Source organism: Flavobacterium sp., assembly GCF_031422135.1.
Lineage (GTDB): Bacteria > Bacteroidota > Bacteroidia > Flavobacteriales > Flavobacteriaceae > Flavobacterium.
Map to the genome: position 1 here is coordinate 18,784 of NZ_JANOQD010000072.1, position 15,771 is coordinate 34,554.

A 15,771-nucleotide genomic window follows, 5' to 3' on the forward strand; every position below is an offset into this window, starting at 1 on the left:
TAATTATGGCAATTAAAAAACAACACACAATCCCACCTAAAAAAAGCGATGCTAAGAAAAAAACTGAAGCTGCAAATTCTAAAACAAAATCGGACAACTCGAAACAAACCATTAAAAAAAAGTTGAATGAATTTGGCGATAATGATTCACTTTAAAAAGTAATAAAAATGCAAACACTAAATCAAAATTTGTTTCTACTAGAAGACAACCCTTTATCATCAAATAGAATTGTGAATTTTTTAGAAAAAAGATTCTCAAATTCACTTACGATTTCAACTTTTATAAATGGAGAAAATTTATTAAAAAAAGTTGACGCCGATACTGCAATCGCAATACTGGACTACGATTTGAAAGGAGAAAAAGCCGATGTATTAGTACTAGAAATTAAAAAAATAAATCCAAAAACTGAAATTATTATTCTTTCCTCTGATGATGATATTGGGATTGCAATTGATGCCTTTAGAAATGGAGCAAAAAGTGTTATCATAAAAGGGGAGCAATCTAAAAGAGAACTTTTTTTAACCGTTTATAAAATACTAAACTATCCAGTAAAAATATTAGTAGAACAATTTGGAATCAACAAAATACTTGCCATTTTTATTGCCTACTTCATCATAATTGGAATTGTAGTTTTAATTGGAATGAATTTATTAAAATAATCTAAATTAGGCTTAGAAAAATGAAAGCAAACCAGCAAATCAAAGATACAAATTCAGAAAAAAAAGTACAGCCAACATTTTTTGAAAAAATGGCATATCCAGCAAAATATCTAGAATTAAGATACGGCATAAGTCAATTTTTTATCTACTTAGTTTTCTTATTTATTATCATAGGAATTTTTCTATTTCTAGGAATGCAACACATGTATTAAAAAATCTATGAATATTACAAAATATTGTAAAAGTTTTATAACACATTGATTTTGATGCAGTAATAACTTTACATCCTGGAAAATATACTTATACAAATTTAAGATGTAAAGATGGAAACAAATCAAATTCTAAAAGAAAAAGTAGAAAATAATTTAGACGCTAATTTAGCACCTCATAAAATTCAAATAAATGTTTTTGGAAACAATGTTACATTGAAAGGAGTTGTAAAGACATATGACGAAAAAGATAAAATAGAGGAAATTGCTTGGAATACTTTTGGAGTAATTTCTGTAAATAATGAATTATCTATCGAAAATGAAAATTAAAACTTATGATAATAAAAAACCACATTATTGAAAACATCAATAGAGATAAATCTGATAATGATTGCAGTTTTTTTATAGAGGAATTACTGTCGATTTATAATTCAGAAAAAAAGCTGAATCTATCTTTACCAGTAATGATATTAAATGCAAAAACACCAAAAATAGCCAATGGTTTGATAAAACATTTAAAGTTTACTCAAGAACATTTACTGCGTTTAGAAACACTTTTCTCCTCTTTAAATGAACCAATAAAAAACTAAAAAATATGATACCAAAAATAGGAATGTCAGAAATACATTTGAAAAGAAGCATCGACTTATTTTCTGTCGTTTTATCAGACGAAATGACTTTGTACATCAAAACCAGAAAATTCCATTGGAATGTGGCAGGCGAAAGTTTTATGGAACTGCACAAACTTTTTGAAGCACAATACTCGGAATTAGAAATTATTATAGACGAAGTTGCCGAAAGAATCAACAAACTCGGTGGCAAAACCATTGGCACAATGAACGAGTTTACATTGCTATCCAGAATTGTGGAACATCCAAACAAATATCCAATTCAAAGAGCAATGATATCTGAACTTTTGTCTGATCACGAAATGATAATTTCAGAATTGCGGAAAGATATTGACGTTTGCGCAGATGAATGTCACGATGTAGGAAGTGCCGATTTACTCACTGGAATCTTACAACAGCACGAAACAATTGCTTGGATACTAAGAAGATATTTAGGGTGACAATTTTAAAACTAATAACTAAAAAATAAAATTATGTATTACGAAAATTATTACTGGGGAATGAATATTATTTGGTGGGGAATTTGGGTAGTTCTATTATTTTGGATTTTTGCTATTCCGTATGATATTCCAGGTCAAAGAAGAAAAAAAGATACGGCTTTTGATATTTTAAAAAAACGATATGCAAACGGTCAAATCACGGAATCTGAATACTCTGATAAGAAAAAAATCTTGGAAGAGGAATTTAGAAAATAAATAGAAACCTATTTTTATCCTAACAGGTTTTCAAAACCTGTTAGGTATCTGTTATAAAGACAACTTAATGGTCCTTAATCACTTAATGATTTAAAATAAAATTTTCAATATTATGAAAGAAAAATTTCCAAAAGCACCAAACGAGCAATTAGAAAAAAAAGACGGTTATCCTAAATATCCAGAAAACGAAGATATTTATAACAAATTTAATAAAGAATTTGACATCGATCCAGAAAATATTGCTAAGAAAAAAGAAATCATCAAAATAGATAAAAATGCCACTTGGAACGAAAAAAATTTCGACCAAGACCATTCAGGAAACGATCTCGATATTCCAGGATCAGAACTAGATGACGATCAAGAAGCTATTGAAAGTGAGGACGAAGAAAACAATGGTTACAGCATTGGTGGAGACAATAATAATGATTTAGAAGAAGATAAAGGATAAAAAATCCACTTAAAAAATAAAGCAATGCCAATACAAACCGTAAATCCATTTACAAATAAAGTGGTAAAAACTTTTGAGGAAATGTCTGAAGTTACATTAAATAATCTTGTAGAGCAATCAGCAAAAGCATTCGAAAAATGGAAAAATACCACATACGAACAACGAGCCGAATTACTAAACAATGTTGCAAGATTGTTACGTGAAAGAAAATCGGAACTTTCTAAAACAATCACGCTCGAAATGGGAAAACTCATTGCCCAAGCTGAAGGAGAAATTGAGTTAAGTGCTAATATATTTGAATATTATGCCAAGCACGGAGCAACATTTCTAGCAGATAAATACTTAAATCCCGAATTTGGAAAAGCCTATTATAAACACAGTCCCATAGGAACAATTCTTGGCGTTGAGCCATGGAATTTTCCGTTTTATCAAGTCGCGCGTTTTGCTGCTCCAAACTTAATGATAGGCAACACTGTTTTAGTCAAACTTGCATCATTGGTTCCACAATGTGCTATTGCAATCGAACAATTATTTGCAGATGCTGGTGCACCAACTGGTGTTTATATTAACTTACAAATCTCTGGCAAGCGTGTTTCGGCTATGGTTTCGGACACTAGAATAAAAGGAGTTTCGCTAACAGGGAGTGAGGAAGCTGGTTCTAGTATTGCAGAACAAGCTGGAAAACACATCAAAAAATCGGTGCTAGAACTAGGCGGAAGCGATGCTTTTATTGTCCTCGAAGATGCCGATATCGACCAAGCGGTAAAATGGGGAATTATTGGGAGAATAAATAACAATGGTGAATGTTGTGTGGCTTCAAAACGATTTATAGTTTTAGAAGAAGTTGCAGACGAATTTCTAAAAAAATTCACCGAAAAAATGAAAAATTTGGTCATTGGCGACCCAATGGATCCAAAAACAGAACTCGGTCCACTTTCTAGCGAAGCAGCAGCAGTTCATATTGCACAACAAGTAAAAAGTGCTGTTGACGCTGGTGCAAAATTACTTTTGGGTGGCACCCGAAGCAATAGGGAAGGTGCTTTTATGGAACCCACAATTCTAACTGACATCAAACCTGAAAACCCTGTTTATTATCAAGAATTATTTGGTCCTGTCGCTTCTTTTTTTGTTGTTAAAGATGAACAAGAAGCCATAAAATTAGCAAACGATTCTCCTTATGGTTTGGGTTGTTCTATTTTTTCAAGCAATATAGAAAGAGCCAGAAATATTGCAAATCATATCGATACGGGTATGATATTCATAAATCATCCCACTTGGACAGAAGCCGATTTACCATTTGGAGGCACCAAAAATTCGGGTTATGGTAGAGAATTATCTGAACTTGGAATTCAAGAATTTGTAAATAGAAAATTAATTCGCATTAGTGAATTATCAGATCCAATGTAACAATAAAGTCCTAAATTCAAATATCGTAAAGTCTTGATTTTTTTGACTTTAAAACTTAAATAAACAATTATGATACGAACAGCAAAAGCCCACTGGGAAGGAAATCTCAAAGAAGGGAAAGGAACATTATCCACTCAAAGTGGTGTTCTTGAAAGTACAAACTACAGTTTCAAAACTCGTTTTGAAGAAGCAGAAAAAGGAACAAATCCAGAAGAATTATTGGCTGCAGCGCATGCTGGTTGCTTTACAATGGCAGTTGCGTCAATGCTTAATGTAAAAGGAATAACTGCTAATAAACTGGACACCCAAGCCACTTTAACAATGGAAGGATTAAGTATAGGAGGAATTCATTTGAATATTACAGGCTCAATTCCAGGAATAAATGCCGAAGAATTTGCAACTATTACAAAAGATGCCGAAAAAAATTGCTTGATTTCTAAAGTTTTGAATATTCCAATAACATCAGAAGCGCACTTTGAAATTTAAAAATAAATAAATTCTGTTTGACCATTTTCTGTTAATTTGTCAAGTTGGCGCAACGACATCTAAAACACAATGGGTTTTCCAACTTTCCACCTGTGACCAACGAAATGGTACGCGAGTTAAACAATCGTTAATTAACAAATGTAAAATGGTTATCCAGAATTTTGTTTTATAAAAATTAAAAATTAATTAAAATGAATACTACAAAAAATTTAGACAAAACAGAAGGAATTGCCAAATTGAAGCAATTGGTAGAAACCATTACAACCTGTTTCTTTTGTACTGATATAACCAACAAAAATGGCTCTACAACTACTGTTATGACAGCGCAAGAAGTAGATGAAGAAGGAAATATATGGTTTTTTAGCGGCTTGGATACAGATAGAAATAGAAATGTTGAACTTGATAAAAAGGTTCAATTATTTTTTTCAGATCCTAGTAAAAATATTTATTTAGTATTAAATGGTAAAGCAGAAATTGTAATAGACAAAATAAAAATGGAAAAATTATGGAGTCCTTTTTTGAAAATTTGGTTCAAAGATGGCGTTGAAGACACTAATATTTCACTAATTAAAGTAAGCTCAATTGATGCGCATTATTGGGACAATGAAGGAGGGAAAATGGTCAACTTTATCAAAATGATTGCATCAGTTGTAACAGGAAAGGATTTTGTCGATGCAGTAGAAGGAAAAATTAAAACATAGAAAAATGAAAATAGTAATCGTATTAACATCGCACAGCAAATTAGGAAATACAGAGGGTAAAACTGGTTTTTGGATAGAAGAATTTGCCACACCATATTACTTATTTCAAGAATCGGGTGTAAAAATTACATTGGCTTCTCCTGAAGGCGGACAACCACCAATTGACCCAAAAAGCGATACTCCAGAAAACCAAACCGAGTCAACAATTCGGTATAAAAAAGACAAAAAATTGTTAGAATTGATGGCAAATACGACCAAATTACAAGATATTTCCGCCACAAATTTTGATGCTATTTTTTATCCTGGTGGTCACGGACCTCTATGGGATTTGGCAACGGATAAGAATTCGATAAAATTAATAGAAGATTTTTGGGATGCAAAAAAACCAGTGGCAACAGTTTGTCATTCTCCATCGGTTTTGTTGAATGTTAAAGACGAGGATGGCGAATATTTAGTTAAAGGCAAAAAAGTAACTGGTTTTTCTAATACAGAGGAGCAAGCTGTACAATTGGATAAAATTGTTCCTTTTTTATTGGAAGACGAATTAAAAAACAAAGGCGGTATTTATTCTAAAAAAGAAGATTGGGCAAGTTATGTGGTAAAAGACGGATTGTTAATCACTGGTCAAAATCCTGCATCATCAGGCGATGTGGCTAAAGAATTGCTAACTCTTCTAAATCATAAAAAATAGAGAAATTTAAATCAAAATTGCGATGAAAACCAAGCAAATCGTTTTGGCATCAAGACCAAAAGGAACTCCAACAGCAGCAAATTTTAGAATCGAAACGATAACATTATCCGAAATAAAAAACGGTGAGGTTTTGCTACAACCCAATTATTTTTCGGTCGATCCTTATATGCGTGGGCGAATGAACGATACAAAATCCTATGCTGAACCTTTTCAAATTGACAAGCCCATAAATGGTGGCATTACTGCAACAGTTTTGGAAAGTAAATCCGATAATTTCAAATCTGGAGATATTGTAGTCGGAATGTTACCTTGGCAAGAACAATCGGTTGTTTCTGAAAAAGGTTTACAAAAAATTGATAGTAAAATTGCCCCTGAAAGTTATTATTTAGGCATTTTAGGAATGACTGGTCTGACCGCTTATTTTGGTTTAATGCACATTTGCAAGCCAAAAAAAGATGAAACAGTTGTTGTTTCTGGCGCTGCGGGTGCAGTTGGTGTGGTAGTTGGGCAAATTGCCAAAATTCAAGGCTGTCGTGTAATTGGAATTGCTGGTTCTGATGAGAAAGTAGTTTTGCTAAAAAATAAATTTGGATTTGATGAAGCCATTAATTATAAAACTACTAAAGATTTAAAAAAGGATATTGCCAAAGTTTGTCCAAATGGCGTCGATATTTATTATGATAATGTGGGCGGAGAAATATCTGATGCCGTTATTGCCAATATTAATTTTAATGCTAGAATTGCTTTATGTGGACAAATTTCGCTTTATAATAGTACCGAAATTCCAGTTGGACCAAGAATTCAGCCAATGTTATTGACCCGAAGTGTGTTAATGCAGGGATTCATTGTTGGAAACTTTAGCGCTCATTTTCCAGAAGGAATGAAACATTTGAGTGAATGGGTAAAAGATGGAAAATTGAAATTTACAGAAACTATTGGAAATGGTTTTGATAATTTACCAACTGCATTAATTGGATTATTTAAAGGAGAAAATACCGGAAAAATGATTATCAAAGCCTAAGTAATCACAAATATTTATTTTCCAAAACATTCAAATTTTCATCAAAAATATATTTTTTTGGTACACCAGTTGGAATATTTAAATTCGGAATTTCTTCTTTACTAATATTTTCTAAATGCATTACCAATGCACGCAAACTATTGCCGTGAGCAACAATCAAAATTGTAGTATTTAATTTCAATTTAGGTTCAATTTCTAGTTTATAAAACGGAATTGTCCTATTGAAAGTATCTTCCAAACTTTCGCCTTCAGGCGGACAAATAGCATAACTTCTGCGCCAAATTGCTACTTGTTTTGCTCCAAATTTATTTATGGTTTCATCTTTATTCAAACCTTGCAAATTGCCGTAATTTCTTTCATTCAAGGCTTCATTTTCTATAACTTTAATTTTAGTTTGATGCATTTCTAAAAGAATAATTTGCAAACTTTCTTGTGCTCTTTTTAAAGTTGATGTATAGGCAAAATCGAATTTAAAATCAATTAATTTCAATCCAGCAATCTTGGCTTCTTGTTTACCAAATTCGGTTAAATCAACGTCCAAACTTCCAGTAAAACGATTTTCTGAGTTGTAAATTGACTGTCCGTGACGAACTAAAATGAGGATTGACATAAGTTCATTATTTCTTTACTATAAAGATAATTAAACTAGTATACTTTGCATAAAAACCTGCGAATTATACAACATTTTGCAATTTTTATATAACAAAAAAGCACTTTATGATTGCCATATTTGTTTAGTTCTAAATTAGAAAAAAAATAAATAATGTATCACATCTCAATCATTTCATCTAGCATCCGAACAGGAAGGAAAAGTCATAATGTAGCTCTTTATTTTCAACATTATTTAAATGAAAATAGACTGGCAACCGTCGAAATTTTAGATTTGGCTTCGTATAATTTTCCAATCTTTGAGGAGCGATTAAAAAACCAATCTAATCCGAGTTTGACATCATTAGAATTCAAAAATAAAATCATTTCATCAGATGGAATTATGATTGTTACACCTGAGTATAACGGAAGTATTCCTGCTAGTTTGAAAAACGTGATTGATTTATTGTATGAAGAATGGCACAGAAAACCAATTGCTTTTTCGACAGTTTCGGGTGGAGATTTTGGAGGTTTGCAAGCATTGACACATTTGCAATTTATATTTTGGAAAATGCGAGCTTGGACTTTTACAGCCAATTTTCCAGTATCGAGAGTACAAGAAAAATTTGATGATTTTGGTGTTCCAACTAACAAAAAAGAAACCGATGGTTTTGCCCAAATTTTTATTGATGAGTTTGTTAAATGTATCGAATCGAGTCAGAAATAATGAATTTATACATACAAATAATTTGGCTTTTTACACTTGCAATTCCAATTTCTTGCGTGGCTTGGACGGTTACACACGAAGAGATTTTTAAAGAACTACGAGATTTTTGTATTAAAAAAAGCCAAAATTCTAAAACATTATTCCTACGCAAAATGTTCTATCTTTTTACTTGCGAATATTGTTTTAGCCATTATGTAACCTTGTTTTTTATACTATTTTCGGATTATAAATTACTAATTAATGATTGGAGAGGTTATGTAATTGCCTTATTTTCATTGGTTTGGATTGCCAATGTTTATATGAGCATTTTTGCATTTATCCGTCAAGATATTAAAAAAGAAAAATATGAAATTGAAGAAATTCAAAGTCATTCTAAAAAGTAAATTATGAAAATTATCGCCAAAATTATACTGATTTTCTTATTTTTTATTAGTTGTAAAAAAGAAAATAAAGCTATTGTATCAACAATTAAAACTCAAAATTACACAGATTTATTTCTTTCGGAATCAGTTATTGAATCTTTTTTTAAAACCAATTCTGAAAATGAAACGGTTGTTAATGAAGTGAATCTATTTTATAAAAACCGAAATTTTCAATACGCTTGGTTCAACAAAAAAGGAATGACACAAGCCGTACCTAATTTTCAAAATCAATTGCTTAATTACAGCAACGATTTTGAAGATAAAACATTTAATAATGCTCAATTGGATACGTTAGTTACTATGATAAAAACCAATCCTAATCAAAACGAAATTAATATAAAACAACGTGAAAAATTAGAATTAATACTTACAACTACTTTCTTTAAATATTCCCAAAAAGCATTTTCTGGCATCAATAAAACCGCACGCCAACTCGATTGGTATATTCCTAGAAGTAAGAAAAATTATCAAGTTTTGTTAGACTCAATGGTTTTGAAAGCTGAAAACGAAAAAACCTACGAACCTGTAAATTTATATTATTCCAAACTTAAAGAAAAGCTACGATTGTATCGAGATATTCAGAAAAAAGGTGGTTTCCCACTAATTAAAATGAAAGAAGAATTTCTAACAAAAACCGAATCTGATTCGGTTTTGATTCAGGTAAAAAAGCGTTTGGTTCTATCTGGGGATTTAAAATCAAATGATAATAACGTATTGTACACTATGGAATTGGCAAATGCGATTTCTAACTTTCAGCAACGAGTTGGTTTGCCAGAAAACGGAAAATTAGACTTCAAAACAATTGCTGAATTGAACAAAACGGTCGATATCCGCATTAAACAAATGTTGGTCAATATGGAGCGTTTGCGTTGGGTACCAGTCGAGATTGAAAATGATTATTTATTGGTCAATATTCCAGAATATAAATTGCACGTTTTTGAAAGCAAAAAACTCATTTGGGAGACCAATGTTGTTGTAGGAAAAGAGGCGAAGCAAACCAGTATTTTTAGAGGAAATATTTCCAGAATTATTCTAAATCCCTATTGGAATGTGCCAAACAGTATTATTAATCACGAAATTTTACCCAAACTAAAACGCAATGCAAATTATTTATCTAGAAATAATATGGAAGTTGTATCTAATGATGGTAAAGCAATAAATGCTTCAACAATTAATTGGAAAAAATATTCAAAAAATGTTCCTTTTATTATCAGGCAAAAACCAGGAAACAATAATTCATTGGGTAAAGTGAAGTTTCTTTTTCCAAACAGTTTTAGTATTTATTTGCACGACACGCCATCAAAAGAATTGTTCAATCGCAACAAAAGAGACTTTAGCCACGGTTGTATTCGAGTAGAAAACCCTAAAAAATTAGTAATGCATTTACTTCAAAATGATACTTCTTGGAATCAAGAAAAAGTAGATAAAGTATTGAAAACTAATACTGAAACTGGAATTGCAATCAAACCCAATATGCCAGTTTATATTACCTATTTTACAGCTTGGGTGGATAGTAATAATAACCTGAATTTTAGAGATGATATTTATAACTTGGACGATGATCTTGCAAAAGAAATTTTTGTGGAATGAATTCAATAACAATATCAAGTGCAATATTAAAAATCAATATTTAAAATAAAAAATAAAAAATAGAAAATATGGACAAAATAGTAGTAACAACCGATTTTTCTGCCAATTCCAAAAAAGGAATTCTGTTTGCTCTGCAACTGGCAACGCAAACTAATTGTGAACTCATTTTTTACAATGTGGTCACTATTTTTAGACCTTCTATTTGGGATAATGTGTATTATGCACAGTTTGAAATGGATGAGTTGAAAAGAAGTCAAATATTAATTGATAAATTTATAAAGCGTATACTCCATCAAAATAAAATTTCGAAAATAAATTATAAATGCGTTTGCGAAGTAGGAATGGTAGCCAGCAATCAAATTATTGAATATGCAAAAACCAACAATGCCAAATATATTTGTGTGAGTACAATTGGATTAGGAAAACTAAGTCAATTGTTTGGCACAACGGCTTCACAATTGATTGCTTTTTCTCCAACTCCAGTACTAATTGTACCCAAAAATTATCGCGTTAAACCTATTAATTCTTTATTTTTTGCATCCGATTTTAAAAATTTTGAAGAAGAATTTAAAAAAATAGAAAAATTTGTCATTCCATTAGAAGCTAAACTAAATGTTTATCATTATGATTACAATTCATTTTTTGAAATAAATAAGAATAAATTCAACAAATTGATTAATAATCACGAGACAAAAAAAATCAAATTCCATTTGCGACCATTGGATTCTGGAACATCACTTTTATCTCATTTAGAAAGCGATATTTCGAAAGCCAAACCTTCTATTGTGGTGCTTTTTACCAAACAAAATCGCAACTGGTTCAGTCGATTATTTTTATCAAGTTTATCAGTCGAATTGGCTTTTGATACTAAAACACCAATGTTGGTTTTCAAGAAGTATATTACATAAACATAGGAATTTTGAAACATATTCCAAAAGTTATATAACAATTTAACTACTTAATATATAGAATTTTACCATTATAAAATTAGTAATATAAAATTCAAATAAAATGGACACCGAAAAAACAATTGAAGCGTTTAACTCGTTAATCGTAATTAATAACGACAGAATAGAAGGCTACAAAACCGCTGAAGCTGAAGCACAAGAAACCGATTTGAAAATGCTTTTTTCGGATTTTATGCAAACCAGCGTCGAATGCAGAAAAGAATTAGTTGCAGAAGTTATACAACTTGGCGGAACACCTGATGAAGGCACCAGAGTTACAGGAAAATTCTTTCGTGTGTGGATGGATCTTAAAGCAGCATTGACTGGAAATGATCGAAAAGCAATTCTTGATTCTTGTGAATATGGTGAAGATGCAGCATTGGAAACCTATAAAAAAGTACTGATTCAAGACCATCAAGACACCAACTCGAAAGAGCAAGATATGTTGAACAAACACTATGCTTTATTGAAAGTTGATCACGATAAAGTAAAAAAATTGCGAGATACAATTGCCAATTAAAAAAAATTAACAGAATAATCAATGTTGTTTAGTCAAGAGAAGAAGAAGCTCACCAAAGCAATCTGTTTTGGTACTAACAAATGGCATTGATGATTTTAAACCTACAAGATTTAATGATTTTGTGGGTTTTTCTTAATATCCAAAAATATATGGAAACAACAACTACATTGTCAAATAATTGGAAATTAGTAATTTGTATTATAATTTGTCAATCAACAGGTATCATTTCTGGATTTTTGACTAATACTCAAAATAATACTTGGTATGACACAATTATTAAACCTTCTTGGAATCCTCCAGGTTATTTATTTGGTCCTGTTTGGACAATTTTATATTTTTTAATGGCAATTTCATTATGGATAGTATGGAAAAGTAATTCCATAAAGCCAATGAAACAGCAAGCAATGTTATTTTTTGCCGCTCAATTATTCTTGAATTTTTGGTGGACAATTTTATTTTTCAAATTGCAATGTCCATTATGCGCTTTTATAGAAATTATTGTAATGATTGTTCTCATTTTTTTTACCATTTTTCGATTTGCCGAAATTTCAAAAACCGCAGCTTGGTTATTGGTTCCTTATATTTCTTGGGTTTTTTTCGCCACAATTCTCAATTATAAACTCTGGGTTTTAAACTGTTAAATTATGCAGGCTTACATCAAAAATATATTTGAAGAAACAGGAAATTTTTCCATTTTTGCAGGACGATTTTTTAAAGAAATCTTCAAGCTCCCGTTTCAAATCAACGAATTTTTTCGACAATGTTACGCTATTGGATATAAGTCATTACCATTAGTTTCCATAACGGGTTTTATAATGGGCTTGGTTTTAACCATTCAATCACGACCAACAATGACTAAATTTGGAGCAGAAAGTTGGTTGCCAAGTATGGTTTCATTATCATTAATCCGAGAAATTGCTCCAGTGATTACAGCCTTGATTTGTGCTGGAAAAATTGCTTCAGGAATTGGTGCCGAATTAGGTTCTATGAAAGTGACTGAACAAATTGATGCTATGGAAGTCTCTGCCATAAATCCATATCGATATTTGGTTGTAACACGAATTTTAGCGACCACATTGATGGTGCCCATTTTGGTTTTGTTTGCTGATTTAATTGGAATTTTTGGTGGATATATAGGATATAATGTGCGTGGAAGTATGAGTTTGTTACGCTATTTTTCTGATGTAGTTGAACATTTGGAATTTTTAGATTTAATGCCAGCGGTTATCAAAACATTTTTCTTTGGGTTTTTTATAGGTTTAATAGGTTGCTACAAAGGATTTAATGCCAAAAATGGAACAGCAAGTGTAGGAATTGCAGCCAACGAAGCTGTGGTTGCAGCCTCGCTTTCCATTTTTATAATTGATATGTTGGCGGTACAAATAACCGATTTATTTTTCTAGAATTATGGACAATGAACCTATCATATCAATCAAAAATTTATGGAAATCATTTGGAAAAAATGAAGTTCTAAAAGGGATAAATCTTACGGTAAATAAAGGTGAAGATTTGGTTATTTTAGGCAGATCAGGTTCAGGAAAATCGGTTGCAATAAAATGTTTAGTTGGTTTGGTTGAACCCGATAAAGGCGAAATTAAAGTTTTTGGAACTGACATTACTAATATGAAAAACAATGAATTAAATCAAATTAGAGTTAGAATTGGGTTTATGTTTCAAAATGGTGCGTTGTACGATTCAATGTCGGTTCGTCAAAATTTAGCTTTTACATTAAAGCATCATACCAAAGATTTATCTGACGAAGAAATTGAAAATAAAATTAATGAAGCATTAGAAAATGTAGGTTTAAAAGAAGCCATAGACAAAATGCCATCCGAATTATCTGGCGGAATGCGAAAACGAATTGGACTCGCAAGAACCTTAATCATCAACCCAGAAATTATTTTGTATGATGAACCTACATCGGGTTTAGATACCATAACCTCAAGAGAAATAAGTGAATTGATACTTTCGGTTCAAAAAAAATACAAAACAGCATCTATTATTATTACTCACGATATGGCTTGTGCAAAAAGAACGGGAAACCGAATTATGATTCTCAAAGATGGTATTATAAATGCTGAAGGAACGTATGCAGAACTCGAAAAAAGTGATGACGAATGGGTAAAATCTTTTTTTATTTAAAAAAATAGCACTATGAAAAAATCTTCAAATTATATCTGGAAACTAGGAATGTTTGTTCTTTTGGGATTAACATTATTTGTGGTTACAATCTATTTTATTGGAAAAAACAAAAATTTATTTGCATCAACTTTTCATTTAAAAACACAATTCAAAAACGTCAGTGGACTAAAAGTAGGAAACAATGTTCGGTTTTCCGGAATCAACATTGGTACTGTAAAAAAAATAGAGTTTGTATCCGATTCTGCTGTTGTTGTGGATTTGATTATCAAAGAAGAAATTCAACAATTCATCAAAACGGATGCCACTGCTAGTATTGGATCCGACGGATTGATGGGTGATAAAGTACTCACCATTTCACCAGGAACATCATCAAACGCTATTGTAAAGGATAATGCTACAATTGCCTCTACAAAGGCTGTAGAATTGGAAGATTTAATGAAAGGTTTGCGCAAAAGTGTCGATAATGCTGAAATTATAACATTGCAACTCTCAGAATTTAGCCTAAAAATCAATAAAGGAAAAGGGGCATTGAACAAGGTTTTAACCGATGAAGAATTTGCTGACGGATTAGATAAAACTATTGCAAATCTGCAAACAAGTTCCGACGAGTTTGTAGTTTTTACTAAAAATATGAATGATAAGAACGGAACATTGTCTAAGTTGATGACCAACCCAAATTATGCAAATTCAATAGAAAAAACTTTATCAAACTTGGAGAAAAGCTCAAACGAATTTGAAGTTTTTAGTAAAAAAATGAATTCAGACAAAGGCATTTTATCAAAATTGGTAACTAACGAGCGTTTGGCAACTTCACTAGATTCGTCACTTACAAATATCGAAAAAGGATCTAAAAGCTTATTAGAAATCGAAGAAGCAGCCAAACACAATTTTCTACTTAGAGGTTTTTTTAAGAAAAAGAAAAAAGCTGAAGAAAAAAAGAAAGCCGAAGCCGAAAAATTATTTATCGCTAAAATAGAATAAATTATGAATACAACAGAAAATAAATATGCGTGTATTATGCATCCTGAAATTCAAGGGAAATTAAACGATAAATGTTCCCAATGTGGAATGTTTTTAACAGTTTCTGTTCCTGAAAAACCTGAAAAATTAGATTCAAATGGAAAGAAGTTAAATCATAATAGGAACAATTGAACTTTATAAACCGAAAAAAAGTTGAAAAGATATTTCGTAAAAATATTAAAAATTATAACTTATTTCATTTTAATAATTATAGGGATATTTTTATTGATTGCATTGGTTTTGCAAATTCCTAAAGTGCAATATTATGTTAAAGAAAAAACTGTTGCCTATTTACAAACTAAAATTAAAACCAAAATTAAAATTGATAGAGTAGAAATTGGACTTCCAAAATTAATTATTCTTGAAGGTGTTTATTTTGAAGATGAATCAAAAAAAACCTTGTTATCTGCAAAAAAAATAACAGTTGACATTAGTTTATTAAAATTGTTGGACAATAAAATCGAAATAAATTCGGTTGATTTTAACACAATTACTGCCAATATTTATACCAACAAAAACGGCATTTTTAATTTTGATTACATTATAAAAGCATTTACATCACCTGAAAAATCAAAAGATGATTCGCCACCAATGGAATTTTCTATTGATAAAATTAATTTAGATGTAATCAAATTTACTTATATTGATTCGGTTTCTAAAAATAATATTTTAGTTAATCTAAATCATTTTGATGCAAAAATTAAAACTTTTGATTTACAAAATCAACAAATTGAAATCAAAAATTTAGATTTAAAAAACACTTCAGCTTCACTTATTTTAGATAAAATTGGTAAAGTTAAATTGAATGAAATCCAAAAGGAAGTTACTAATAATTGGAAAATAAAAATTGATAAATCAAATTTAGAAAA

25 protein-coding genes are annotated in these 15,771 nt (G+C 30.8%); 24 read left to right on the top strand and 1 reads right to left on the bottom strand.

The window, feature by feature from the left end; translation table 11 throughout:
- Positions 1–5: 5 nt before the first annotated feature.
- The 13 genes from RMO70_RS09970 (at position 6) to RMO70_RS10030 (ending at position 6,946) form a co-directional block, all read left to right on the top strand.
- A complete protein-coding gene (locus RMO70_RS09970; protein WP_310556292.1) occupies positions 6–155 on the top strand; it encodes a hypothetical protein in 150 nt (49 codons plus the stop codon).
- A 12-nt stretch (positions 156–167) separates the two neighbouring features.
- Entirely contained in the window at positions 168–659 is a 492-nt protein-coding gene (locus RMO70_RS09975) for a response regulator (protein WP_310556293.1), read from the top strand.
- Positions 660–679: 20 nt separating this feature from the next.
- Entirely contained in the window at positions 680–871 is a 192-nt protein-coding gene (locus RMO70_RS09980; RefSeq protein WP_310556294.1) for a hypothetical protein, read from the top strand.
- A gap of 111 nt (positions 872–982) precedes the next feature.
- Entirely contained in the window at positions 983–1,198 is a 216-nt protein-coding gene (locus RMO70_RS09985) for a BON domain-containing protein (protein ID WP_310556295.1), read from the top strand.
- A gap of 5 nt (positions 1,199–1,203) precedes the next feature.
- A complete protein-coding gene (locus RMO70_RS09990; protein WP_310556296.1) occupies positions 1,204–1,458 on the top strand; it encodes a DUF892 family protein in 255 nt (84 codons plus the stop codon).
- 5 nt (positions 1,459–1,463) lie between these two features.
- Positions 1,464–1,937: a DNA starvation/stationary phase protection protein gene (locus tag RMO70_RS09995; RefSeq protein WP_310556297.1), complete on the top strand. Its 474-nt coding sequence runs from the start codon at positions 1,464–1,466 to the stop codon at positions 1,935–1,937.
- Positions 1,938–1,970: 33 nt separating this feature from the next.
- Positions 1,971–2,192: an SHOCT domain-containing protein gene (locus tag RMO70_RS10000; RefSeq protein WP_310556298.1), complete on the top strand. Its 222-nt coding sequence runs from the start codon at positions 1,971–1,973 to the stop codon at positions 2,190–2,192.
- Positions 2,193–2,304: 112 nt separating this feature from the next.
- Positions 2,305–2,640: a hypothetical protein gene (locus RMO70_RS10005; RefSeq protein ID WP_310556299.1), complete on the top strand. Its 336-nt coding sequence runs from the start codon at positions 2,305–2,307 to the stop codon at positions 2,638–2,640.
- Positions 2,641–2,664: 24 nt separating this feature from the next.
- Positions 2,665–4,047, top strand: coding sequence for an NAD-dependent succinate-semialdehyde dehydrogenase (locus tag RMO70_RS10010; RefSeq protein ID WP_310556300.1), 1,383 nt, complete (start codon positions 2,665–2,667; stop codon positions 4,045–4,047).
- Positions 4,048–4,116: 69 nt separating this feature from the next.
- Positions 4,117–4,533, top strand: a complete 417-nt coding sequence (locus RMO70_RS10015) for an OsmC family peroxiredoxin (RefSeq protein ID WP_310556301.1) — start codon at positions 4,117–4,119, stop codon at positions 4,531–4,533.
- 191 nt (positions 4,534–4,724) lie between these two features.
- Positions 4,725–5,234 carry a pyridoxamine 5'-phosphate oxidase family protein gene (locus RMO70_RS10020; protein ID WP_310556302.1) on the top strand — a complete coding sequence of 170 codons (510 nt, stop codon included), beginning with the start codon at positions 4,725–4,727 and terminating at the stop codon, positions 5,232–5,234.
- 4 nt (positions 5,235–5,238) lie between these two features.
- Positions 5,239–5,925 (top strand): type 1 glutamine amidotransferase domain-containing protein, encoded by a 687-nt coding sequence (locus RMO70_RS10025; RefSeq protein WP_310556303.1) that lies wholly within the window; start codon positions 5,239–5,241, stop codon positions 5,923–5,925.
- A gap of 22 nt (positions 5,926–5,947) precedes the next feature.
- Positions 5,948–6,946: an NADP-dependent oxidoreductase gene (locus tag RMO70_RS10030; protein WP_310556304.1), complete on the top strand. Its 999-nt coding sequence runs from the start codon at positions 5,948–5,950 to the stop codon at positions 6,944–6,946.
- Positions 6,947–6,950: 4 nt separating this feature from the next.
- On the opposite strand, the gene RMO70_RS10035 is transcribed toward RMO70_RS10030, so the two are convergent.
- Positions 6,951–7,556 (bottom strand): 2,3-bisphosphoglycerate-dependent phosphoglycerate mutase, encoded by a 606-nt coding sequence (locus tag RMO70_RS10035; RefSeq protein ID WP_310556305.1) that lies wholly within the window; start codon positions 7,554–7,556, stop codon positions 6,951–6,953.
- 153 nt (positions 7,557–7,709) lie between these two features.
- Between RMO70_RS10035 and RMO70_RS10040 the strand changes: the two genes are divergently transcribed.
- From RMO70_RS10040 to RMO70_RS10090, 11 genes are all read left to right on the top strand, one after another.
- On the top strand, positions 7,710–8,261 hold the full coding sequence (locus RMO70_RS10040; protein ID WP_310556306.1) for an NAD(P)H-dependent oxidoreductase: 552 nt from the start codon (positions 7,710–7,712) through the stop codon (positions 8,259–8,261).
- Positions 8,261–8,644, top strand: coding sequence for a hypothetical protein (locus RMO70_RS10045; RefSeq protein ID WP_310556307.1), 384 nt, complete (start codon positions 8,261–8,263; stop codon positions 8,642–8,644). The genes RMO70_RS10040 and RMO70_RS10045 overlap by 1 nt, the downstream gene beginning before the upstream one ends.
- Before the next feature lie 3 nt (positions 8,645–8,647).
- Positions 8,648–10,273, top strand: a complete 1,626-nt coding sequence (locus RMO70_RS10050; RefSeq protein WP_310556308.1) for a L,D-transpeptidase family protein — start codon at positions 8,648–8,650, stop codon at positions 10,271–10,273.
- 68 nt (positions 10,274–10,341) lie between these two features.
- On the top strand, positions 10,342–11,181 hold the full coding sequence (locus tag RMO70_RS10055; protein ID WP_310556309.1) for a universal stress protein: 840 nt from the start codon (positions 10,342–10,344) through the stop codon (positions 11,179–11,181).
- 103 nt (positions 11,182–11,284) lie between these two features.
- Entirely contained in the window at positions 11,285–11,740 is a 456-nt protein-coding gene (locus RMO70_RS10060; protein ID WP_310556310.1) for a PA2169 family four-helix-bundle protein, read from the top strand.
- 149 nt (positions 11,741–11,889) lie between these two features.
- Complete coding sequence (locus RMO70_RS10065; protein ID WP_310556311.1) at positions 11,890–12,381, top strand: TspO/MBR family protein; 492 nt, start codon at positions 11,890–11,892, stop codon at positions 12,379–12,381.
- Positions 12,382–12,384: 3 nt separating this feature from the next.
- A complete protein-coding gene (locus RMO70_RS10070; protein ID WP_310556312.1) occupies positions 12,385–13,143 on the top strand; it encodes an ABC transporter permease in 759 nt (252 codons plus the stop codon).
- A 4-nt stretch (positions 13,144–13,147) separates the two neighbouring features.
- On the top strand, positions 13,148–13,882 hold the full coding sequence (locus RMO70_RS10075; RefSeq protein ID WP_310556313.1) for an ABC transporter ATP-binding protein: 735 nt from the start codon (positions 13,148–13,150) through the stop codon (positions 13,880–13,882).
- A gap of 12 nt (positions 13,883–13,894) precedes the next feature.
- Positions 13,895–14,863 carry an MlaD family protein gene (locus tag RMO70_RS10080; RefSeq protein WP_310556314.1) on the top strand — a complete coding sequence of 323 codons (969 nt, stop codon included), beginning with the start codon at positions 13,895–13,897 and terminating at the stop codon, positions 14,861–14,863.
- A gap of 3 nt (positions 14,864–14,866) precedes the next feature.
- Positions 14,867–15,034, top strand: coding sequence for a heavy metal-binding domain-containing protein (locus RMO70_RS10085; protein ID WP_310556315.1), 168 nt, complete (start codon positions 14,867–14,869; stop codon positions 15,032–15,034).
- A gap of 21 nt (positions 15,035–15,055) precedes the next feature.
- The coding region (locus RMO70_RS10090) for an AsmA family protein (protein WP_310556316.1) at positions 15,056–15,771 on the top strand (716 nt) is incomplete at its 3' end.